The sequence below is a fragment of the Pseudomonas sp. TE3552 genome (assembly GCF_056278945.1).
The window spans coordinates 170,184-191,360 of the sequence record NZ_JBWBQJ010000001.1 but is presented as its reverse complement, the minus strand read 5'-3'; the positions used below and the strand labels follow the sequence as shown (position 1 = coordinate 191,360).

The window sequence follows — 21,177 nt, the reverse complement described above, 5'->3', positions numbered from 1 at the left end:
CTATCACATACCCAAATTTTTAAAGAACGATCTAATCCAAAGACTAGAAATCAACATTCACCATCATCACGATGGAATGCTCATTTCTAAGCTTTCAACAAACAGAAGCAGTAGTGGTGGAGCCAAACGGGATCGAACCGTTGACCTCCTGCGTGCAAGGCAGGCGCTCTCCCAGCTGAGCTATGGCCCCGTATTTCTACAGGCGTTTCCCACACAAGCAAAATTGGTGGGTCTGGGCAGATTCGAACTGCCGACCTCACCCTTATCAGGGGTGCGCTCTAACCAACTGAGCTACAGACCCAATTTCGGGCTGCTTCTTATCGTCTTCTTCAATGAATCAAGCAATTCGTGTGGGAACTTATGGAGCAGCTGATGTCGTCGATTAAGGAGGTGATCCAGCCGCAGGTTCCCCTACGGCTACCTTGTTACGACTTCACCCCAGTCATGAATCACACCGTGGTAACCGTCCCCCCGAAGGTTAGACTAGCTACTTCTGGTGCAACCCACTCCCATGGTGTGACGGGCGGTGTGTACAAGGCCCGGGAACGTATTCACCGCGACATTCTGATTCGCGATTACTAGCGATTCCGACTTCACGCAGTCGAGTTGCAGACTGCGATCCGGACTACGATCGGTTTTATGGGATTAGCTCCACCTCGCGGCTTGGCAACCCTCTGTACCGACCATTGTAGCACGTGTGTAGCCCAGGCCGTAAGGGCCATGATGACTTGACGTCATCCCCACCTTCCTCCGGTTTGTCACCGGCAGTCTCCTTAGAGTGCCCACCATAACGTGCTGGTAACTAAGGACAAGGGTTGCGCTCGTTACGGGACTTAACCCAACATCTCACGACACGAGCTGACGACAGCCATGCAGCACCTGTCTCAATGCTCCCGAAGGCACCAATCCATCTCTGGAAAGTTCATTGGATGTCAAGGCCTGGTAAGGTTCTTCGCGTTGCTTCGAATTAAACCACATGCTCCACCGCTTGTGCGGGCCCCCGTCAATTCATTTGAGTTTTAACCTTGCGGCCGTACTCCCCAGGCGGTCAACTTAATGCGTTAGCTGCGCCACTAAGAGCTCAAGGCTCCCAACGGCTAGTTGACATCGTTTACGGCGTGGACTACCAGGGTATCTAATCCTGTTTGCTCCCCACGCTTTCGCACCTCAGTGTCAGTATCAGTCCAGGTGGTCGCCTTCGCCACTGGTGTTCCTTCCTATATCTACGCATTTCACCGCTACACAGGAAATTCCACCACCCTCTACCATACTCTAGCTCGACAGTTTTGAATGCAGTTCCCAGGTTGAGCCCGGGGATTTCACATCCAACTTAACGAACCACCTACGCGCGCTTTACGCCCAGTAATTCCGATTAACGCTTGCACCCTCTGTATTACCGCGGCTGCTGGCACAGAGTTAGCCGGTGCTTATTCTGTCGGTAACGTCAAAACAATTACGTATTAGGTAACTGCCCTTCCTCCCAACTTAAAGTGCTTTACAATCCGAAGACCTTCTTCACACACGCGGCATGGCTGGATCAGGCTTTCGCCCATTGTCCAATATTCCCCACTGCTGCCTCCCGTAGGAGTCTGGACCGTGTCTCAGTTCCAGTGTGACTGATCATCCTCTCAGACCAGTTACGGATCGTCGCCTTGGTGAGCCATTACCTCACCAACTAGCTAATCCGACCTAGGCTCATCTGATAGCGCAAGGCCCGAAGGTCCCCTGCTTTCTCCCGTAGGACGTATGCGGTATTAGCGTCCGTTTCCGAGCGTTATCCCCCACTACCAGGCAGATTCCTAGGCATTACTCACCCGTCCGCCGCTCGCCACCAGGTACAAGTACCCGTGCTGCCGCTCGACTTGCATGTGTTAGGCCTGCCGCCAGCGTTCAATCTGAGCCATGATCAAACTCTTCAGTTCAAACATCTTTGGGTTTTTAAGAAACCCTAAACTTGGCTCAGCAATCGTTGGTTACATCTTTGATTTCTCGCGGAGTAACTTGTGATGCTGATAATCTTGTTGACTATCAGTCTGACTCCACAAGCACCCACACGAATTGCTTGATTCAGTTGTTAAAGAGCGGTTGGCTAAGATCTTTCGTCTCAACCGAGGCGCGCATTCTACAGCAGCGCTTGTTGCTGTCAAGTGATTATTTTCAGAAGTTTTCAAAGTTTCGCTTGGAAATCTTTAACAACTTCAACCACTTGCGCTTCCGATCTCTCGTTAGCGGGAGGCGAATAATACAGCATTTTGTTTCATGGTCAACCATCTACTTTAATAATTTTTACCCTTACCGAAGCGCCTCGGCCAACATCACATTATGCTGATTGCGCTGCGTTGGTATTGCCGACCACGAGAACGGCAAGTGATCGAGGGCACCCCGGATCGCTATGCTTAACAGGCACTGCGTTATCATCGCCGGCCTGTTCGCAAAGAGCCTTGAACCCGGATGTCCGTATCTCTGCCATTGCCTGACGATGATCTCCGCTTGCCACCCGTCCTCGTCGGCCCGCTATTGCGGCGCCTGGAGCCAATGCGTCTGGTGTTGTGGTTAGCGGGGTCGCGTGCGCTGACGCTGACGCTGCGCCTGCAAGGAGTCGACATCCCCCTCGACGCAGGGCAATGCACGATTATCCCGGTCGGCACTCACGCCTTCGTTCATTTAATTGATGTGCCCCTGAACACCGCCCTGCCCTGCGACACCTTGATCGAGTACGACCTGCTGATCACCGAAGCGGATGGCGCGCAGTCGGGCAGCGCCGAGTGGGCACCTCATCTATTGTATGGCGAAGCGCTTTGCCCGAATTTCGTGTTGCGCTCACGGGTTGATCAGTTGCTGCATGGCTCCTGCCGTAAACCCCACCATCCGGCGGCCGATGGTCTGCTGTGCGTCGACCGGTTGCTGGAATCCGAACCGGATGCTTGTAAGCGCCCCGCGCTATTAATGATGAGCGGCGATCAAGTGTATGCAGATGATGTCGCCGGGCCGATGTTGCGGGCGATTCATGCCTTGATCGAGCGCCTGGGGCTGTTCGATGAACACCTCGACGGTGCGGTGGTCAGCGACAGCGCCAAACTCTACGAACACCCGGCCAGCTACTACCATCGTGCGGATTTGTTACCGGCGCTTGAGAGCAATGAAACCTTGCGCGAGCGATTTTTCGGTGGAGCACGTAAGCCGATTTTCACCAGCAGCAGCGCCGACAACCATTTGGTGACGTTCGCCGAAGTCATGGCCATGTACCTGCTGGTGTGGTCGCCAACGTCCTGGACACTGATCGCGCCACAACCACCGGCACTGACACCCGAACAACGCAAGCGTTATGCCTTGGAGCAGACACGCATCGATGCGTTCAAGACGGGGTTGAGTGGTGTCGGGCGGGCGATGGCGCATCTGCCGTGTCTGATGATTTTCGACGACCACGATATTACCGATGACTGGAATCTTTCCGCGCAATGGGAGGAAACGGCCTACGGCCATCCGTTCTCCAAGCGCATCATCGGCAATGCGCTGCTTGCTTATATGCTGTGTCAGGGCTGGGGCAACAATCCGGACGCGTTTGGTAGCGTGCTGGAAAAAACCCGGCTATTGAGCGCCACGGGGCAAGACCATTACCTGGACAGCGACGTCCAGGATGACTTGATCGATGAGCTGCTTGGCTTTCAGAAGTGGCATTACGTGCTGCCCACCCGCCCGGCGCTGGTGGTGCTCGACACTCGCACCCGACGTTGGCGCAGCGAGATGAACCTCAAGCAACCGTCGGGTCTGCTGGACTGGGAAGCCCTTAGTGAGTTGCAACAGGAACTGCTTGGTCATCCCTCGGCGATCATCGTTTCACCGGCACCGATCTTCGGCGTCAAACTCATCGAAACCGTACAGCGCGTGTTCAGCTGGTGCGGCTATCCACTGCTGGTGGACGCGGAAAACTGGATGGCCCATCGCGGCGCTGCCCAAGTGATCCTGAACATTTTCCGACACTCCCGCACACCCGGTAACTACGTGGTGCTGTCTGGCGATGTGCATTATTCCTTCGTCTACGAAGTTCTGATCCGACACCGCAAGGCCGGCCCGCGTATCTGGCAGATCACCAGCAGCGGTATCAAAAACGAATTCCCGCCCGCCCTGCTCGAATGGTTCGACCGCCTCAACCGTTGGCTTTACTCGCCCCGTTCGCCCCTCAACTGGCTGACCAAACGCCGGCGCATGCGCATTGTTCCGCACATCCCCGAACACGCCGAAGCTGGCGAGCGACTGTGGAACTCAGCAGGAATCGGCCAAGTGTTCTTCAATGAAAAAGGCCAGCCGCAGGATATTTATCAATTCAATGCGGATGGATCGCCGAAGACGCGGATGATTGCGCCTGAAATTTGCGAAGCGGCTGACTGACGTTGCCCGAGTTGCCATGAGCAATCATTACCCGAACGCCATGAACCTCACTCGAACCCTGATCATCGGTAACTCCGGCTCGGGCAAGAGCTGGCTGGCGAAGCGATTAGCCAAACACTTGCAAGTGCCCTGGACCGATCTCGACCTGATTCACTGGGTATCCGATGAACACAGCATCGCCCGTCCTCGCGCCGAAGCACTGGGAATGGCGCGAGTAGCAGCGAGCGAAGAGCGCTGGGTTATCGAGGGTGTTTACGATTGGATGATCAGTGAACTTGTGGAGCAGGCGACAGCGCTGATCTGGTTGTGTCTGGAGGACGACGACTGCGTCAGCCATATTCGCCAGCGAGAGGCGAAACGGGATGAGCATGACGAGTTGCTGATGGCGTTACTGGAATGGGCCGGCAGCTACCGAATTCGTGAAGGCGCCAGTGGATTTGCCGCGCACCAGCGTTTGTTCGAAGGGTTTGGCGGCTCGAAACTTCAACTGATGAACCGCACTGAAGTCACGGCTTTCATCAGAACGAGACAACAATCCAATTGGAGATGACACGACGCGACGCCGCCCCCAGAGGAGACGGCGTATACCCAGAAGATATCAGTCCGCCTTCACCGCCCGAGACACCCCTCTGACAATCATCTCCACTTCCCGCTCATCGATCGTCAGTGGTGGCAGCAGGCGAATGGTTTTGCCCCGTGTCACGTTGATCAGCAAGCCGTGATCGCGGGCTGCAATCAGGGTCAGGTCGCGGATCGGTTGAGCGAGTTCGATGCCGATCATCAAGCCCTGGCCACGGATCTCCACGACGTTCGGGTTGTCAGCCAGTTCGACGCGTAATCTGGCGAGCAGACGCTCACCCTGAAGCCTGGCGTTTTCCAGCAGGTCTTGCTCCTCGATAATCGCAAGCACCGTGCAACCCACCCGGCACGCCAGTGGGTTGCCGCCGAACGTGCTGCCGTGGCTGCCGGGAGTGAACAGGTCGGCTGCTTTGCCTCGGGCCAGGCAGGCGCCGATTGGAACTCCGTTACCCAAGCCTTTGGCCAAGGTCATAACGTCCGGAACGATGCCTTCGTGCTGGAACGCAAACCACTGGCCCGTGCGGCCGATGCCGGTCTGGATTTCGTCGAGCATCAGCAGCCAGGCGCGCCGATTGCAGAGTTCACGCACGGCTTTGAGATAACCGGGCGGCGCCATTTGCACACCGCTTTCGCCCTGAATCGGCTCCATCAGGATCGCCACGATGCGCGGGCCGTGGGCTTGCTGCACCGCCTCCAGCGCCACGAGGTCGCCGAACGGTACTTTGATGAAATCCCCCGGCAACTCGTTAAACCCCAAACGCACCGCCGGGCCGTCACTGGCGGACAAAGTACCGAGGGTCCGGCCATGGAAGGCGTTTTCCATGACCACCACCAGCGGTTGCTCGATGCCTTTGTGCCAACCGTAAAGCCGCGCGAGTTTCAACGCGGTTTCGTTGGCTTCGGCACCAGAGTTATTGAAGAACGCCCGCTCCATGCCCGACAGCTGCGTCAGTTTCTGCGCCAGCCGCTGTTGCCAGTCGATGCTGTACAGGTTGGAGGTATGCAACAGCAACCCGGCCTGTTCGCTGATGGCCGACACGATGCGCGGATGGGAATGGCCGACGTTGGTCACGGCCACGCCCGCCACCGCATCCAGGTATTCACGACCGGCCTGGTCCCACAGGCGCGTGCCCAGGCCTCTGCTGAAACTCAGGGCCAAAGGTTGGTAAGCGCTCATCAGGCAGGCGGCAGTCATGACATCAGGCTCCATCAATAGTCGGTGTTTTTGCAGTATGGTTAGCCACCTGAACTGGATAAACGCTGCAATACTTCAATCATTTTAAAGCTGGGCTTGATAATGGATTTATTCCAAGCAATGACGGTTTACGTAAGAGTCGTGGAAGCCGGCAGCATGACCGCCGCCGCTTTGCAGTGCGAAATGTCCACGACCATGGTCGGCAACCACCTGCGGGCTTTGGAGCAACGTCTGGGTGTGCGCTTGCTCAACCGTACGACACGACGCCAGCGGCTGACGGAATTCGGCACCGCGTACTATCAGCGTTGTCTCGAGGTATTGGGGTTGGTGGCCGACTCCGAACGTTTGGCCGAACAGACCCTGGACGAGCCGAGCGGCACCCTGCGCATCACCGCGCCGCTGACCTTTGGCACCGAACGGCTGGCGCCGGCCTTGAGTGAATTCTCCCTGCGTTGTCCGCAAGTCAAACTCGACGTCGTTTTGACCAACCAGCGCCTGGATCTGCTCGACAACGGTTTCGATGTGGCTATTCGCTTGGGCACTACCGAGATGTCCAACATGATCGCCCGCCCGCTCATCGACTACACGATGACCCTGTGCGCTTCGAAGGACTACCTGGCGCGCCGAGGCACTCCGGAAAAACCTACCGACCTGCAACACCATGACTGCCTGGCCTTCGCCTACCCGGCCGGAGATGACTGGCACTCGGTAGCAAAACAATGGCGCCTGAGAGGACCTGAAGGCGAAGTCATGGTAGAGGTCAGCGGACCGATGCTGATCAACAGCTCGGCGGGGCTGCATCAAGCGGCGCGAACCGGGATGGGCATCGTGATGGTGCCCGATGCGTTGGTAGAACAGGACCTTCACGACGGAAAACTGGTGGCCTTGATGCAGGACTACCAACTGCCGAGCCGCCCGATGAACCTGGTGTACGCCCAGGACCGCTACCGTTTGCCGAAATTGCGCAGCTTCGTCGACTTTGCGCTGCAGAGGTGGGGCAAACACTAGCCGGAGCAATACCCCATGAACTAATCTCCCCGACTGACGAGTCACGTTGATATCAGTTCGGCAGGGAGACCGATGATGGGTGAGGCATCGAATATCGAGCCGTTGAAGTTCAATCTGTCAGATTTTAACGAAGACATGCTGCACACCATTCTGGAACTGGTCAGCGATGGCATCTGGGACTGGAACGCCAACACCGGGTTTGTCTACCGCAACCCCGGGTGGTACGAGATGCTCGGTTATCCACCTCATTCCCTGGATAACAATGTGCTGACCTGGGAAAACGTGATCCACCCCGACGATTATTCGCGGGTCATGGCGCTGTTTGATGACTACCTGGATCAGCGCGCTCCCGGTTATCAAGCCGAGTATCGCTGCCGCATGCGCGATGGTACTTACACCTGGATCGAAGATCGCGGCTACGTACTGGCACGTAATGCCGACGGCTCGGTGGCGCGAATGGTCGGCGCGCACCGCAGCATCGAAGACAAGAAGCGCCTGTTCGAAGAAATGGAACGGCGCAATCAATCCCTCGAAGCCATCATCGAAGAACGCACTCGGGAGTTATCCCGGGTCAATCAGCAGTTGCAGATTCAACTCGAAGAAAACCGCAAACTGGCGGAAACCGATGTGCTGACCTCCATCGCCAATCGCTATCGCCTGGAAAAAGCCCTGCCCCAGGAATGCGACCGCGCCCAACGCTTCCGCCAGCCGCTGTCACTGATCGCCATGGATATCGATGACTTCAAGAACATCAACGATCACTACGGCCACGCCCTGGGCGATGCGGCGTTGGTTCAAGTGATCGAGAGCGTGAAACATTGTGTGCGCGAAGGCGATCTGTTGGCACGGTGGGGCGGCGACGAATTCATCATGATCCTGCCCAATACCTTGTTGGCCGACGCCAGGGCACTCGCTGAAAAAATCCGTCACAGCCTGTCGAGCTTGCTGCCGGTCGGGGACTATCACGTCACCATGAGTTTTGGCGTGGTGCAACGCTTTGAAGAAGAGCAACAGACCGGGCTGCTGGCCCGGGCCGATCAGGCGCTGTATCGGTCAAAGATTGCGGGCAAGAATGTGATTTCGGGGTGAGCTTGCCTACATGCCTGCTTTAACCAATACCGGCTTCTCCTGATACCGATCCGGATACAACTGTTTCAACTGCGCCACCTTCGGCAGGTCATTGATCACGATGTAGGGGTACGTCGGGTGCTCGGTCAAGAAGTCTTGATGCTCCTCCTCCGCCGGGTAGAAACCGTTGTAGGTTTCCAGTTTGGTAACGATGGGTTTGTGGAACGAATGGGCGGCGTCGAGCTGGGTGATGTAAGCCTGGGCGACGCGTTGCTGTTCGGTGCTTTTCGGGAAAAGAGCCGATCGATACTGGGTGCCAGTGTCCGGGCCCTGGCGGTTGAGTTCAGTGGGGTTATGGGCCACGGAGAAGTAGATTTGCAGCAAGGTGCCATAGCTGACCTGAGCAGGATCGAAGGTGACTTCTACGGACTCGGCATGACCGGTATTGCCTTCGCTGACCCGCTCGTATTGAGCGGTATTGGCTGCGCCACCGGCATAACCGGAAACAGCACTTTTCACTCCTTTGACATGCTGAAACACGCCTTGGACGCCCCAGAAGCAACCACCCGCAAAAACTGCCGTTTCGCTGTGCGCCTGGGTGGTTTCGTCAAGCGTTGGCGGCGGGATAATGACCGCGTCTTCGGCGGCGCCGAAAGAGAACGCGGAGCACTGGCCGATAACACTGGCGGCGGCCAATCCCAGTAGGGTGCGTCGCCAGTTATATAGGGTTTTCATGGGCTGTCTCCTCAGTGAATGGGGCTATCAACCAAACGGCTATCAACCAAAGGTAAATGCATACGCCGACACACCCGGATCGAGAAACTCGATGCTGAACGTGCGGTCCGTCACACCTGCGCTCTGGCGTACCAATTGATACAAGCGCTGCTCGGTGACGCTGCCGCTGCCATCGGGCGCCACGTCGATACCGTGGGCATCGCCTGGGGGCTTGCCGTCAATCAGCACTTTGAAACGCACCGGTTTGCCGTCAGCACCCGGCCCCAACACCAAATGCAGGTCGCGAGCGTGAAAGCGGTAGACGATACGACTGGCCGGTGCGTTTGAAACGGCCCGCTCCGCCCCGACAGTCCATTGACCCTCCAGGCTCCAGTCATTGAGGGCCAATTGGGACGGTGGGCCATAGGCCTTCACCTTGTCCGGCACCAGACCGGTTTCAGGGACGAAATGCTCCGCACGCCGATAGCCGACATAGGTTTCCGGCGATTGCACCTCACTCATGTCCGGGGCGAGTTGAACACCCTCGGCGTGGGCAGTAATCAACCCGTCCGCGACCTTCGCGGCGCCCGCCTCACGCAGCAGTTGCTGAATCACTCGCTCCGACTCGGCGTATTTGCCTTCACCAAAATGGTGATATCGAATGCGCCCCTGAGCATCGGCAAAATAGTGGGCTGGCCAGTATTGGTTGTTGAAAGCACGCCAGACCTTGTAGTCATTATCGATTGCCACCGGATAAGTGATGCCCAGATCCTTCATGGCTTTGGTGACGTTGCCTACATCCCGCTCGAAGGCAAACTCGGGAGCATGGACACCAATGACCACCAGGCCCTGATCGTGATACTTCTCGGCCCAGGCCTTCACATACGGCAGGGTGCGCAGGCAGTTGATGCAGGAGTAAGTCCAGAAATCCACCAGCACAACCTTGCCCTTCAAGGCTTGGGCAGTGAGAGGGGGTGAGTTGAGCCATTGCACAGCGCCGTCCTGCGATGGAAGGTTGCCTTCAATCGGCAGTGTGTCCGGTGTCTTCGCGGTCATTTTCATGCTGGCGGCGGATTGATCGCCGCCGCGTGGAATCTGCGACATCATCGCCCCACTGTCGGAGGGCAGCTTACCGGCCAATTGGTTGACCAGCGCCTGCTCGATACCGCCGGTGGACGCCGTCGAAACCCGCGCCAGAATCCCGGTGTCCAGCCCCAGGGCAATCGCCACCACACCCACCAGCATCGCGGCACCCAAGCCTCGACGCAGCCACTCGCCAGCGCCTATCGAGCGCTTCATCGCAGCGAAGACTTTACCGCCCAGCAGCAGTGCCGCGGCGAGCGAAGTTGCGGCACCGGCCGCGTAAGCCAGTAGCAACAGGGTGGTTGCGATACTTGCCCCTTGCAGCGCCGCGCCGGTCAGCAATAAACCCAGAATCGGCCCGGCGCAGGGCGCCCAGAGCAGGCCCGTGGCGACGCCGATCAGGAATGAAGCGCCGGGACGCGGCCGGGTATCGGCCCCCGCGGCTTCCGACAGCCGACCGCCGGCCGCCACCAGTGGACGCGTCAGGCGCTCGGCCAACCGTGGCAGCAACAGCGTCAGCCCGAACAGCGCAACGAATAGCAACGCGAGCCAGCGACCGTACTGATTGACTTGCACCACCCAACCGCCGCCCACCGCCGCCAACGAGGCGACGAGCGCGAAGGTCAGCGCCATCCCCGCCAGCAGCGGCAAGCCACTCTTCATAAACGGCTGCCCGGTGCGAGCGAAGACAAAGGGCAATACCGGCAGAATGCACGGGCTGACAATCGTCAGCACACCACCGAGATAAGCGAGGACCAGAAGCCACATAACGTCGACCTGCATGAAGTGAATGAAAAGAAGCGCCCATGGATCAAGCCACCTGTGGCTTGAAGGTCAAGGCCAGGCCGTTCATGCAGTAACGCAGACCGGTGGGCTTTGGCCCGTCCTCGAAGACATGGCCCAGATGACCGCCGCAACGACGACAGTGGACCTCTTCGCGCAGCACGCCGAAGGAACGGTCCTGACGAGTGGCAACCGCGTTATCGAGCGGAGCCCAAAAGCTTGGCCAACCGGTGCGACTGTCAAACTTGGTATCGGATGAAAATAACGGCAGATCACAACCAGCACAGGCAAAAACGCCTTTGCGGTGCTCGTTGTTCAGCGGGCTGCTGTAGGCCCGTTCGGTGCCCTCTTCGCGCAGTATCTCGTACTGCTCGGCGCTGAGCTGGGCACGCCATTCGCTGTCGCTGTGAGTCACCTCGAAATCCTCTGCCGCGCGAGCCTCGTTGACCAGTGCGACGCTTGTGGAAAATTTTGGCAATACACCGATCACCAGGGCTGCAACCCCCAGCCCGCCGCTCGCTACAAGAAACTGTCGCCGTGAAAACATGGCCTTCTCCAAAATTCCAGGTGCCTTGTATGGAACACAGCCTAGGCTTGAGTTGATCGCCAAATCCTCACGAGGAGTTAAACAATTCGTGATAACTCAGCCTCAGAAAAACCCGCACAATGTGTTCATTGCGTCACAAGGGATTGAGTTCCATGGAACCGACCAAACGCGTCCTGGTGGTTGAGGACGACCTGCATATCGCCGACCTTATCTGCCTGCATCTTCGCGATGAGCAGTTCGAGGTGGTGCACTGCGCCGACGGCGACGAGGGCATGCGACTGCTGCAGCAAGGAAGCTGGGACGCACTAATTCTCGACCTGATGCTGCCCGGCGTCGATGGCCTGGAAATCTGCCGCCGCGCCCGGGCCATGGCCCGTTACACACCGATCATCATCACCAGTGCGCGCTCCAGTGAAATGCATCGGATTCTGGGGCTGGAACTGGGCGCCGACGATTACCTGGCCAAGCCCTTTTCCATGCTCGAACTGGTGGCACGGGTCAAGGCACTGCTGCGCCGGGTCGACGCCATGGCCCGCAACCTGAAAATGGATGCCGGCAGTCTGATCAGCGATGGCCTGTCCATCGACCCGATCACCCGCGAAGTCGCTCTCCATGGCCGGCGTCTTGACCTCACGCCACGGGAGTTCGACCTGCTGTACTTCTTCGCTCGCCAGCCCGGCAAGGTTTTTTCGCGCATGGACCTGCTCAACGCGGTATGGGGCTACAGCCATGAAGGCTACGAACACACGGTCAACACCCACATCAACCGCCTGCGGGCCAAGATCGAGGCCGATCCGGCGCAACCGGTGCGCATCCTCACGGTGTGGGGCCGTGGCTACAAATTCGCAGCAAGCGGAGAGCAGCCATGAGGCTGACCCTGACCCAACGCCTGTCCCTGGTGTTCGCCGTATTGTTGCTGGTGTGCTGCGGCACCTCGGCCTGGATGCAGGTGCGCTCCAATCAGATGCATGAACTGGAAGTGGTGCAAGGTTTGTCGCGGGATCTGGCGCAACACATCGCCCACGATACGGTGCTGATGGACCGCAATGGCCCGATGCCCAATGCCGTGCGCGAACTGTTCAGCCAACTGATGCTGGTCAACCCCAGTGTCGAGGTCTATCTGCTGGATACCGGAGGCAGAATTGTCGGCAGCGCCGCGCCCGAGGGCCGGATACGCCGGGAGCAGGTCGATCTGGCGCCGATCCAGCGTTTGCTCAAAGGCGAGGCGTTGCCGATTCTCGGTGACGATCCGCGCAGCGTCGATGGTCGCAAGGTATTCAGCGCCGCGCCTTTGCGGGTCAATGGTCAACCGGCCGGCTATCTCTATGTGGTGTTGCTCAGCGAAGAGCATGACCGCTTCGCCGAACGCGGCGCCACCAGCGCGGCGCTCAATACTGCATTGTTGTCCATCGGGTTAGTGGCATTGTTATGTCTGATAGCCGGCCTCACGGCATTTGCCCTGATCACCCGGCCATTGCGTCGTTTGACCGAGAAAGTCAGTCAGTTCGACATCAACGGCGTTCCGTCCGCTTCGCCCGAACCTGAGCCGGAACCCATAGAAAAGGCCGCCAGCCACGATGAGATAGCCGTACTCGACGCGGCCTTCCGGCAGATGCAAGCGCGCCTCGGAGAGCAATGGCGCTCGCTGACCCGTCAGGATCAGGAGCGTCGCGAACTGGTGGCCAACATCTCCCACGACCTGCGCACACCGCTGGCCTCGCTGCACGGTTACCTGGAAACCCTGTCGCTCAAGGACGCCACATTGTCCCCCGCCGACCGCCGTCGTTATCTGGGGATCGCCCTGGATCAGAGCCGCAAGGTCGGTGGCCTGGCGCAATCGTTGCTGGAACTGGTGCGGCTGGAACACGGTTTCGTGCAACCGGTGCTGGAGCGTTTCTCCCTGACCGATCTGGTACAGGACATTTTTCAGAAATTCGAACTCAGCGCCGAAGCGCGCCAGATCGAACTCAAGGCCACTTTCGCCCCTAACGTCTCGGCGGCTTGTGCAGATCTGGGGCTGATCGAGCGGGTGCTGACCAACCTGTTCGACAACGCCCTGCGCCATACGCCCCAAGGTGGAGAAATCGAACTCAGCCTCCGCCCTCACGGGTCTTTCATCGAAGTCACCGTCAGCGATACCGGCCCGGGAATCGCTCCCGAACTGCGCGAAGGTCTGTTCCTGCGCCCGTTCAACATTGGCGGCGCACGACGCGATGGCGGGCTGGGATTGCGGATCGTGCACCGGATCCTGCAATTGCATGGTCGAGAGATCGAGCTGATCGACGTGCCGGGACGCGGCGCGACTTTTCGCTTCTCCTTGCCGGTGGATGAGCAAACGGCGGAGCAATGGGTGGGTCGGTCTAAAACCTCTCACCAGAAATACTGACCAGCCACCTGTTCATCCGTGACAACGCAGCGCGGGTCCAATAGATTAGGCGGCCTGAAAAAGCCCTGTGCTTTCTCGCCTCAATCCAAGTTAAAGAAGTAGTGAAATTTCAATGTCCGATTCCAATACCGCTGAATCCGTAGTCACCTTGTCGTCCAAAGCGGAATACGAAAACTCCATCAATCTTTCACAACACGTGCCTCAGGCCAAGACCATCAGCGAGATGGTTCTGGACGCTTTTCAATCCACCCGGGAAAGCGACCAGATCCGCGAACTGCGCGCCGCGATTCGCCAGGCACATGACAGCTTCGACGACGATAAAGCCTACGAATTGATGGGCGAACTCAAGCAATTGAAAGACGCCGAAGCGGCCGACATTGCCGCCCTGGAAGACCTGAGCAGCAAATTCCCGATCAGCCGCATTCTGTCCAGCTTCAAGGATGACCCGGCGTTTCAGGAAATCGTCTACGGCCTCGCGCTGAAAGTGCTGAACCAGACTCACCAGGCCATCAGCAACCCGAGCAGTGGCAAAAGCAAAGTAGCGCGCGCCAAGAAAGATCTCGAAGTGTTCACCATCAGCAAGGACGGCATAAACGTCACCCTGCCACTGCGCACCCCGCGTTCAAGTCTGAACGTTGACCGCAAAGCCCTGGAATTCCTCGGCTTTACCTTTGTCGGCGAAGGCGATGATGCAGTGATTGAAAGCGAGACGTTCCTGGATAACGCCGGCGTCGAACAAGCGGTCAACCGCAAGAACATCATCACCGCACTGCAGCAGCAAACCGCGTTCGACGGCTACAGCATCGCCGCGCAGTAACACGCCCCACCTGAAAGCCCCTTTGCAGCGTAATGCTGTTCACTTAAACGCAACGCTGTATCTGTGGCGAGGGAGCTTGCTCCCGCTGGGTCGCGAAGCGGCCCCCTTCCTGCCCCAAAAAGAAGGGGACTGCTGCGCAGTCCAGCGGGAGCAAGCTCCCTCGCCACAAGTTTCCGTTTGTCTCAAGATTTTCTTAAGTGAACGGTATTACGCTTTTGCAGCGGGGCTATTTTCTTGAGAATTTGACTGCCGACCAAGAGAAGGCGCTCAAGAAAGCCATAGGCACAGAGTTAAAGGCACAAGGTAACCCATGAAAAAGCGCGACCTGTTTGCAGAGTTGATGCAGGGCGTTGGCGAGATGGCTGCTCAGCGAGAAGGCAAGATCACGCTGCGAAAATCCAAGCCAAATGCCCAAGCGGCTTTATTGATTAGGCAGGTGGAGAAATTCCCCGATATGGTTGAGCGACTTCAAGCCGTTTGAAGCGATAGCTCTTTATCAAAAAGCCCCCGCTTACGAGAGAAAAGCGGGGGTTTTTTATTGCCTGCAAAAATCAGGAAATCGAAGGATGCAGCGCCGCGATCATGTCCACTTCTACCGGCGCGTTTTTCGGCAACTGATAAACACCTACCGTCGTCCGCGTATGTTTGCCGGCGTAGCCCAACACATGGGTGAAGACATCCGATGCACCGTTGGCCACCTCACTGAGGTCGACGAAATCGAACGTAGATTTCACATAAACGGTGACACGAAGCAGTGCCTTGACGTTATCCAGTGAACCGACGGCCTCGCGGATCAATGCCAGACCGCGTATCGCGCTGATACTCGCGGCCTCTTGGGCATCGGCCATGTTGAGTTCCAGGCCCACTCGGCCGGGGTACTGGATTTTGCCGTTCATGCGCGGCACCAGGCCACTGACATATAGCTCATTGTCATTCCGAAGCAGTGACGCGTAATGCCCCCCGGCCGCGTTCTCGTCGTAGATATCGAAGCCGTGTTCTTTCGCCATCGCGAGAAAACGTTCGTCGCGGGTTAGTTGCTTAATCATCTACTGAGCCCTCTTGATCCATCATGTAAACGCGCTTTTGATGGTAGAGACAGACGCATCTCTTGATCAGGGCAAGTTCGTATAGAATCCAGCGAACTTTACTGCCAGGGAGACCAGTAAAATGCAGGTTCAGCGCGCCGTGATCGCCGCCATCGAGTTCCAGCCGGGAGTGCCGCTGGTGCAGCAGATTGTCGATCAGCTGTCCGAGGCAATCAGCCAGGGAGGCCTGCCGCACGGGGCCAAGTTGCCGCCGATTCGCGTACTTTCCGAATTGATGAACGTCGGCAAATCCACCGTAGTGGACGCCCTTGATCGATTGCGGGCTAAAGGGCTGGTGGTCTCACGCCAAGGCTCGGGGCATTACGTCCACCGGGCGAGCACCCAGACTCCAACCGCTGCTGGCCCGGACCTGCAACCGCAAGACACCCTCAGCCGTGTCCGCCGCGCGATGCTTCTGGATAACGGCGCGCTGCGTCCCGGCTGCGGGTTTCTGCCCGGCTCATGGTTGCCCGCCGAAGAACTGCTCAAAGCCGTGCGCGGCACTCTTCGTGCGACATCGTTGCGCATGGGTGAATACGGTGAGGTGGGTGGTTATCGGCCACTGCGCGAGGCGTTACGGGTCAAGTTGTCGAGTTTCGGCATCGAAGTGCCGGTGGAACAAATCATCACCACCGCCAACACCATGCAGGCCATCGACCAGTTGATGCGTCTGTTGATAAAACCCGGCGATACGGTGCTGCTCGACGATCCGTGTTACTTCAACCTGCACACCAATCTGGCGTTGCACGGCGCCAAGGTCATCACCGTTCCCCGCGATAGCACCGGGCTGGATCTGGAGGCGTTCGAGCAATTGCTGATCGCCCATCGCCCCGTGCTCTACATGACCAACAGCACCCTGCATAACCCGACCGGGCACTCGTTTTCCGCGGCGCAGGTGTATCGCCTGCTGGAGTTGAGTCACCGCTACGGTTTCCACATTGTTGAAGATGATCTGTACGGCGACCTCCAGCAACGACGCACCCCGCGCCTGGCCGCAAGCGGGCTGGACAATGTCAGTTACGTGTCCGGTTTCTCCAAGACCCTGACGGCCAACAGCCGGGTCAGCTACGCCGTGTTGTCACCACAACTGGCGGCCCGAATGATCAGCCTGAAGATGAGCATCGGCGGCGTGACCTCGGAATTGGCGGAACAGATCACCTGCACCATGCTCAGCAACGGCAGCTACGCCAAGCACATCCGGCGTACGGTGGATCGCTTGTATGAATCGAGCAGTCGCGTGGCGCGCTGGCTGGTGGCAGCAGGATGTTCGGTGTCCTCGGTGCCGGGTGAAGGACTGTTCATCTGGACCCGCTTGCCCAACGGGTTGCATGCCGAAACCCTCGCCAACAAAGGGCTCAAGAATGACCTGGTACTTGCGCCAGGGGCATTGTTGAGCAAAGCGACGGACGCCAATAGTTTTCTGCGCTTCAATGTTGCGCACAGCGATGATCCACAGGTGCGGGAGCGGTTTTTCCGATTGCTCGATAAGTGAATTTTTGACAGACCGAGGTGCGGCTTTCACGAGCAGGCTCGCGAAGGGGGCGACACGGTCCACCAGAAAGCCCCCAACAAAAAGCCCCGCGCTTCTCTCGAAGGCGGGGCTTTTGTTTACAGCATCCGACGCTTAAGGCGCGTAAGTCAGCAACAACTCACTCGGCACTTTGAAGTCCAGCGACATCATCACGCTCAATGCAGTAATGGTGAAGATCGAGAACACGAACAGCTTGCGTGCCCAGACCGTGTCATCCACTGCCTTGTAACCGGTCCAGGCCATGTACAACCAGTACATGCCCATGGCTGCGGCGACGGCGAGGTAGCTCATGCCGGCGTAGCCGCTGAAGGTCAGCATCAAGGTCGCCACGAGGAAGGCCAGGATGTAGAGCAGGATGTGCTTCTTGGCCACTTCAATTCCGCGCTTGACTGGCAGCACCGGAATCGACGCGGCCAGGTAATCATTGAAGCGGAAGATCGCGATGGCGTAGGAATGCGGCATCTGCCACAGGCTGAACATCACCAGCAACGTCAGTGCGGCCATGTCGAAGTTATTGCTGACGGCGACGTAACCGATCACCGGCGGCATCGCCCCCGACAGACTGCCCACCAGCGTGCCGTGAACCGACTTGCGCTTGAGGTACAGGCTGTAGAAGCCGACGTAGATGACAAAACCGATTACCGCGAACAACGCGGCCAACGGGTTGGCCACCTTGTACAGCAACGCAACGCCGGCAACGCCGAGGACGGTCGCATAGGCCAGGGCCAGTTTCAGGGAGATCAAGCCCTGGACCAGCACCCGGTTCTTGGTGCGCTCCATCTTCAGATCGATGTCGCGGTCGATGCAGTTGTTGAACACGCAACCGGAAGCCACCACCAGGGAGGTGCCGATCATCGCGGCCAGGAAAATGGCCAGATCGACATGCCCTTTGGAGGCCAGGAAAAATCCGCCTGCCACTGAAAGCACGTTACCGAAAATGATCCCCGGTTTGGTGATTTGGATAAAGTGCTTCAAGGACATCCGGACTTACCTCAGTGCGCCATCATGTTGGTGTGGATGCTGAACATGATCCACAGCGACAGGCCTACCAACAGGACAATCACGATCGCGGCAAAAACAAACGCAATCACGTTGTTACGCTGCGCGGCGGAACGGTCCAGGTGGAGGAAGTACACCAGGTGCACCAGCACCTGGATCACTGCGAAAGCCAGAACGATCCACAGGGTCAGGGCTTTCGGCAGGGATGGGTACATCACCAGGCCGAAAGGAATGACGGTCAGGATCACCGACAGGATGAAACCGATAGCGTAGGACTTGACGCTGCCGTGGCCGGCGTCGTGGCTATCGTGGGAATGAGCGTTAGCCATTTACATAGTCCCCATCAGATAAACAACGGTGAATACGCAGATCCACACCACGTCCAGGAAGTGCCAGAACAGGCTCAGGCAGCTCAGACGAGTCTTGTTGGTCGCCGTCAGGCCGTTTTTCTGCACCTGGTACATCATGATCGCCATCCAGATCAGACCGCTGGTCACGTGCAGACCGTGGGTGCCGACCAGGGTGAAGAACCCGGACAGGAAGCCGCTGCGGTTAGGACCGAAGCCCTCGGAGATCAGCATGTGGAACTCGTTGATCTCCATGCCGATGAAGCCGGCACCGAACAGGAAGGTCATGGCCAGCCAGCCCAGGACCTGGTTCTTCTTGCCCTTGAACAACGCCAGCATGGCGAAGCCGTAGGTGATCGAACTGAACAACAGCAGAGCGGTTTCGCCCAGTACGTATGGCAGCTCGAAGATGTCGTGGCCCGACGGGCCACCCGCTACGTTGTTAACCAGTACCGCGTACGCCGCGAAGATCGACGCAAACAGAATGCAGTCGGTCATCAGGTAGAGCCAGAAACCGAATACGGTCATCTCGCCCGAGTCGTGGTGATGGTCATCATGCCCATGTCCATCGACATGGGTGTGTCCAGCATTGGTCACTAAGTTCGACATGGTTTAAGCCTGTTCCAACGAGGTTTCAACACGGGTGGCGGTGGCTGGAACTTTCCCGGCCGCTACCAGACGCTTGTGCTGCTCGGCTTCGATGCGCTCGATCACGTCGACCGGCACCATATAGCCTTGATCATCGCGTGCAGCGTGGATCACGAAGTAGCCCACGGTGCCAACCAGACCAACGATGGCCAACCACCAGATGTGCCAGATCATCGCGAAACCGAACACGGTCAACAGAGCCCCCATGACCACACCGGTGGCGGTGTTGTTTGGCATGTGGATCGGCTCGTACTTGGCCGGAGCCTTGTATGCGGTGCCGTTTTCCTTGGCTTCGGTGAACGGGTCGATGCTTTCTGCTTTTGGCAGCACGGCAAAGTTGTAGAACGGTGGTGGCGAGGAGGTCGACCATTCCAGGGTGTGGGCATTCCACGGGTCGCCGTGCTCGCACATGTTCTGCGGCAGCTTGCGGTCACGGATACTCACGTAGAGCTGGATCAGCTGGCAGGCGATACCCGCAGCGATCATCACCGCACCGAACATGGCAACGTACAGGTACGGTACCCACTCAGGGTTGGTGGTGGCGTTCAGACGACGGGTCATGCCCATGAAGCCCAGTACATAGAGCGGCATGAACGCGACGAAGAAGCCGGAAATCCAGAACCAGAACGCTGCCTTGCCCCAACCTTCGTGCAGCTTGAAGCCGAACGCTTTAGGGAAGTAGAAAGCGAAACCAGCGATGTAGCCGAATACCGCGCCGCCGATGATCACGTTGTGGAAGTGCGCGATCACGAACAGGCTGTTGTGCAGTACGAAGTCAGCGCCCGGAATGGCCAGCAGTACGCCGGTCATGCCGCCGATGGCGAAGGTCACCATGAAGCCCAGGGTCCACAGAACCTGGCTGGTGAAACGCAGACGGCCCTGGTAGATGGTGAACAGCCAGTTGAATAGCTTCACACCCGTCGGGATCGAAATCAGCATCGTCGCCAGACCGAAGAAGGCGTTGACGCTGGCACCCGAACCCATGGTGAAGAAGTGGTGCAGCCAGACCATGAAGCCCAGGATCGAGATCGCGCCGCTGGCGTAGATCATCGAGTGGTGGCCGAACAGACGCTTGCCGGTGAAGGTCGAGATGACTTCGGAGAAGATCCCGAACGCCGGCAGAATCAGGATGTAAACCTCGGGGTGACCCCAGGCCCAGAACAGGTTGACGTACATCATTGGATTGCCACCAAGTTCATTGGTGAAAATGTGGAAATCCATGTAACGGTCAAGCGTCAGCAGCGCCAGGGTAGCGGTCAGGATCGGGAACGAAGCCACGATCAGGACGTTGGCCCAGGTGCAGGTCCAGGTGAAGATCGGCATGTCCATCAGCTTCATGCCAGGGGTACGCATTTTCAGCACGGTGGCCAGGAAGTTGACCCCCGTCAGCGTCGTACCCAACCCGGATAGCTGAAGTGCCCAGATGTAGTAATCCATCCCCACGCCCGGGCTGTATTGCAGGCCCGACAGCGGCGGATAGGCAACCCAACCGGTCTTGGCGAATTCGCCAACGCCCAGGGACAGGTTGATCAGCACCACGCCGGACACCAGCAGCCAGAAGCTCAGGGAGTTCAGGAACGGATAGGCAACGTCACGCGCGCCGATCTGCAGCGGCACTGCAAGGTTCATCAGGCCGGTGAAGAATGGCATCGCCATGAAGATGATCATGATCACACCGTGAGCGGTGAAGATCTGGTCATAGTGTTCAGGCGGCAGGTAGCCAGGCGAACCCTCGGTGGCCATGGCCAACTGGGTACGCATCATGATGGCGTCGGCAAAACCACGCAGCAACATGACCATGGCGACGACAATGTACATCACGCCGATTTTCTTGTGGTCGACCGAAGTCAGCCACTCGGTCCACAAATAGGTCCACTTCTTGAAGTAGGTGATTGCAGCGAACAGCGCCAGACCACCGAGCGCGATCATGGCGATGGTCACCATCACGATCGGCTCGTGGAACGGGACCGCTTCCCAACTTAATTTACCAAACATCGT

Annotated in this window: 18 protein-coding genes, 2 tRNA genes and 1 rRNA gene; 9 read left to right on the top strand and 12 right to left on the bottom strand. The window is 58.0% G+C overall.

Annotated features, from left to right (window positions below):
* Positions 1-114 precede the first annotated feature (114 nt).
* The 3 genes from ACZ9BB_RS00865 to ACZ9BB_RS00855 all read right to left on the bottom strand — a co-directional run bounded on the left by ACZ9BB_RS00865 (position 115) and on the right by ACZ9BB_RS00855 (position 1,922).
* Positions 115-190, bottom strand: a tRNA-Ala gene (locus ACZ9BB_RS00865).
* A gap of 34 nt (positions 191-224) precedes the next feature.
* Positions 225-301, bottom strand: a tRNA-Ile gene (locus ACZ9BB_RS00860).
* An 82-nt stretch (positions 302-383) separates the two neighbouring features.
* A 16S ribosomal RNA gene (locus ACZ9BB_RS00855) occupies positions 384-1,922 on the bottom strand.
* A gap of 529 nt (positions 1,923-2,451) precedes the next feature.
* On the opposite strand from ACZ9BB_RS00855, the gene ACZ9BB_RS00850 reads away from it, so the two are divergent.
* Together ACZ9BB_RS00850 and ACZ9BB_RS00845 are read left to right on the top strand one after the other, a co-directional pair.
* The gene (locus tag ACZ9BB_RS00850; protein ID WP_476212137.1) at positions 2,452-4,389 is read left to right on the top strand and encodes an alkaline phosphatase D family protein; all 1,938 of its coding nucleotides are present in this window, start codon (positions 2,452-2,454) and stop codon (positions 4,387-4,389) included.
* A gap of 16 nt (positions 4,390-4,405) precedes the next feature.
* The gene (locus ACZ9BB_RS00845; RefSeq protein WP_476212136.1) at positions 4,406-4,939 is read left to right on the top strand and encodes a P-loop NTPase family protein; all 534 of its coding nucleotides are present in this window, start codon (positions 4,406-4,408) and stop codon (positions 4,937-4,939) included.
* A 48-nt stretch (positions 4,940-4,987) separates the two neighbouring features.
* On the opposite strand, the gene ACZ9BB_RS00840 is transcribed toward ACZ9BB_RS00845, so the two are convergent.
* Positions 4,988-6,163 carry an acetylornithine/succinylornithine family transaminase gene (locus ACZ9BB_RS00840; protein WP_476212135.1) on the bottom strand — a complete coding sequence of 392 codons (1,176 nt, stop codon included), beginning with the start codon at positions 6,161-6,163 and terminating at the stop codon, positions 4,988-4,990.
* 102 nt (positions 6,164-6,265) lie between these two features.
* Here ACZ9BB_RS00840 and ACZ9BB_RS00835 point away from each other — a divergent pair, with 102 nt between their 5' ends.
* Together ACZ9BB_RS00835 and ACZ9BB_RS00830 are read left to right on the top strand one after the other, a co-directional pair.
* Entirely contained in the window at positions 6,266-7,171 is a 906-nt protein-coding gene (locus ACZ9BB_RS00835; protein ID WP_476212134.1) for a LysR family transcriptional regulator, read from the top strand.
* 75 nt (positions 7,172-7,246) lie between these two features.
* Positions 7,247-8,260 (top strand): sensor domain-containing diguanylate cyclase, encoded by a 1,014-nt coding sequence (locus ACZ9BB_RS00830; protein ID WP_476212133.1) that lies wholly within the window; start codon positions 7,247-7,249, stop codon positions 8,258-8,260.
* 6 nt (positions 8,261-8,266) lie between these two features.
* Here ACZ9BB_RS00830 and msrA read toward each other — a convergent pair whose 3' ends face one another.
* Genes msrA through msrB form a run of 3 tightly spaced genes read right to left on the bottom strand, consistent with a single transcriptional unit; the run spans position 8,267 to position 11,366 of the window.
* Positions 8,267-8,974, bottom strand: coding sequence for a peptide-methionine (S)-S-oxide reductase MsrA (msrA, locus tag ACZ9BB_RS00825; protein WP_476212132.1), 708 nt, complete (start codon positions 8,972-8,974; stop codon positions 8,267-8,269).
* 42 nt (positions 8,975-9,016) lie between these two features.
* Entirely contained in the window at positions 9,017-10,804 is a 1,788-nt protein-coding gene (locus ACZ9BB_RS00820) for a cytochrome c biogenesis protein DipZ (RefSeq protein ID WP_476212131.1), read from the bottom strand.
* 43 nt (positions 10,805-10,847) lie between these two features.
* The gene (gene msrB, locus ACZ9BB_RS00815) at positions 10,848-11,366 is read right to left on the bottom strand and encodes a peptide-methionine (R)-S-oxide reductase MsrB (protein WP_476212130.1); all 519 of its coding nucleotides are present in this window, start codon (positions 11,364-11,366) and stop codon (positions 10,848-10,850) included.
* Between the two features lie 152 nt (positions 11,367-11,518).
* Here msrB and ACZ9BB_RS00810 point away from each other — a divergent pair, with 152 nt between their 5' ends.
* The 4 genes from ACZ9BB_RS00810 to ACZ9BB_RS00795 all read left to right on the top strand — a co-directional run bounded on the left by ACZ9BB_RS00810 (position 11,519) and on the right by ACZ9BB_RS00795 (position 15,050).
* Positions 11,519-12,235 carry a response regulator transcription factor gene (locus ACZ9BB_RS00810; protein ID WP_476212129.1) on the top strand — a complete coding sequence of 239 codons (717 nt, stop codon included), beginning with the start codon at positions 11,519-11,521 and terminating at the stop codon, positions 12,233-12,235.
* Positions 12,232-13,752 (top strand): sensor histidine kinase, encoded by a 1,521-nt coding sequence (locus tag ACZ9BB_RS00805; protein WP_476212128.1) that lies wholly within the window; start codon positions 12,232-12,234, stop codon positions 13,750-13,752. Before ACZ9BB_RS00810 ends, ACZ9BB_RS00805 begins: the two co-directional genes overlap by 4 nt.
* Before the next feature lie 112 nt (positions 13,753-13,864).
* On the top strand, positions 13,865-14,569 hold the full coding sequence (locus tag ACZ9BB_RS00800) for a hypothetical protein (protein ID WP_109787539.1): 705 nt from the start codon (positions 13,865-13,867) through the stop codon (positions 14,567-14,569).
* 310 nt (positions 14,570-14,879) lie between these two features.
* On the top strand, positions 14,880-15,050 hold the full coding sequence (locus tag ACZ9BB_RS00795; RefSeq protein ID WP_476212127.1) for a hypothetical protein: 171 nt from the start codon (positions 14,880-14,882) through the stop codon (positions 15,048-15,050).
* Positions 15,051-15,120: 70 nt separating this feature from the next.
* Here ACZ9BB_RS00795 and ACZ9BB_RS00790 read toward each other — a convergent pair whose 3' ends face one another.
* On the bottom strand, positions 15,121-15,615 hold the full coding sequence (locus ACZ9BB_RS00790; RefSeq protein WP_476212126.1) for a RidA family protein: 495 nt from the start codon (positions 15,613-15,615) through the stop codon (positions 15,121-15,123).
* A gap of 121 nt (positions 15,616-15,736) precedes the next feature.
* Between ACZ9BB_RS00790 and ACZ9BB_RS00785 the strand changes: the two genes are divergently transcribed.
* Positions 15,737-17,146, top strand: a complete 1,410-nt coding sequence (locus ACZ9BB_RS00785; protein WP_476212125.1) for an aminotransferase-like domain-containing protein — start codon at positions 15,737-15,739, stop codon at positions 17,144-17,146.
* Between the two features lie 132 nt (positions 17,147-17,278).
* Here ACZ9BB_RS00785 and cyoE read toward each other — a convergent pair whose 3' ends face one another.
* Genes cyoE through cyoB form a run of 4 tightly spaced genes read right to left on the bottom strand, consistent with a single transcriptional unit; the run spans position 17,279 to position 21,174 of the window.
* On the bottom strand, positions 17,279-18,166 hold the full coding sequence (gene cyoE / locus ACZ9BB_RS00780; protein ID WP_305478984.1) for a heme o synthase: 888 nt from the start codon (positions 18,164-18,166) through the stop codon (positions 17,279-17,281).
* 11 nt (positions 18,167-18,177) lie between these two features.
* Positions 18,178-18,513 carry a cytochrome o ubiquinol oxidase subunit IV gene (cyoD, locus tag ACZ9BB_RS00775; RefSeq protein WP_008025399.1) on the bottom strand — a complete coding sequence of 112 codons (336 nt, stop codon included), beginning with the start codon at positions 18,511-18,513 and terminating at the stop codon, positions 18,178-18,180.
* Complete coding sequence (locus ACZ9BB_RS00770; protein WP_476212124.1) at positions 18,514-19,140, bottom strand: cytochrome o ubiquinol oxidase subunit III; 627 nt, start codon at positions 19,138-19,140, stop codon at positions 18,514-18,516.
* Between the two features lie 3 nt (positions 19,141-19,143).
* Entirely contained in the window at positions 19,144-21,174 is a 2,031-nt protein-coding gene (gene cyoB / locus ACZ9BB_RS00765; RefSeq protein WP_476212123.1) for a cytochrome o ubiquinol oxidase subunit I, read from the bottom strand.
* Positions 21,175-21,177 lie beyond the last annotated feature (3 nt).

Coding starts and splice junctions, on each gene's coding strand:
- ACZ9BB_RS00850 (WP_476212137.1), top strand. CDS start 2,452: ATGTCCGTATCTCTGCCATTGCCTGACGATGATCTCCGCTTGCCACCC.
- ACZ9BB_RS00845 (WP_476212136.1), top strand. CDS start 4,406: ATGAGCAATCATTACCCGAACGCCATGAACCTCACTCGAACCCTGATC.
- ACZ9BB_RS00840 (WP_476212135.1), bottom strand. CDS start 6,163: ATGACTGCCGCCTGCCTGATGAGCGCTTACCAACCTTTGGCCCTGAGT.
- ACZ9BB_RS00835 (WP_476212134.1), top strand. CDS start 6,266: ATGGATTTATTCCAAGCAATGACGGTTTACGTAAGAGTCGTGGAAGCC.
- ACZ9BB_RS00830 (WP_476212133.1), top strand. CDS start 7,247: ATGGGTGAGGCATCGAATATCGAGCCGTTGAAGTTCAATCTGTCAGAT.
- msrA (WP_476212132.1), bottom strand. CDS start 8,974: ATGAAAACCCTATATAACTGGCGACGCACCCTACTGGGATTGGCCGCC.
- ACZ9BB_RS00820 (WP_476212131.1), bottom strand. CDS start 10,804: ATGTGGCTTCTGGTCCTCGCTTATCTCGGTGGTGTGCTGACGATTGTC.
- msrB (WP_476212130.1), bottom strand. CDS start 11,366: ATGTTTTCACGGCGACAGTTTCTTGTAGCGAGCGGCGGGCTGGGGGTT.
- ACZ9BB_RS00810 (WP_476212129.1), top strand. CDS start 11,519: ATGGAACCGACCAAACGCGTCCTGGTGGTTGAGGACGACCTGCATATC.
- ACZ9BB_RS00805 (WP_476212128.1), top strand. CDS start 12,232: ATGAGGCTGACCCTGACCCAACGCCTGTCCCTGGTGTTCGCCGTATTG.
- ACZ9BB_RS00800 (WP_109787539.1), top strand. CDS start 13,865: ATGTCCGATTCCAATACCGCTGAATCCGTAGTCACCTTGTCGTCCAAA.
- ACZ9BB_RS00795 (WP_476212127.1), top strand. CDS start 14,880: ATGAAAAAGCGCGACCTGTTTGCAGAGTTGATGCAGGGCGTTGGCGAG.
- ACZ9BB_RS00790 (WP_476212126.1), bottom strand. CDS start 15,615: ATGATTAAGCAACTAACCCGCGACGAACGTTTTCTCGCGATGGCGAAA.
- ACZ9BB_RS00785 (WP_476212125.1), top strand. CDS start 15,737: ATGCAGGTTCAGCGCGCCGTGATCGCCGCCATCGAGTTCCAGCCGGGA.
- cyoE (WP_305478984.1), bottom strand. CDS start 18,166: ATGTCCTTGAAGCACTTTATCCAAATCACCAAACCGGGGATCATTTTC.
- cyoD (WP_008025399.1), bottom strand. CDS start 18,513: ATGGCTAACGCTCATTCCCACGATAGCCACGACGCCGGCCACGGCAGC.
- ACZ9BB_RS00770 (WP_476212124.1), bottom strand. CDS start 19,140: ATGTCGAACTTAGTGACCAATGCTGGACACACCCATGTCGATGGACAT.
- cyoB (WP_476212123.1), bottom strand. CDS start 21,174: ATGTTTGGTAAATTAAGTTGGGAAGCGGTCCCGTTCCACGAGCCGATC.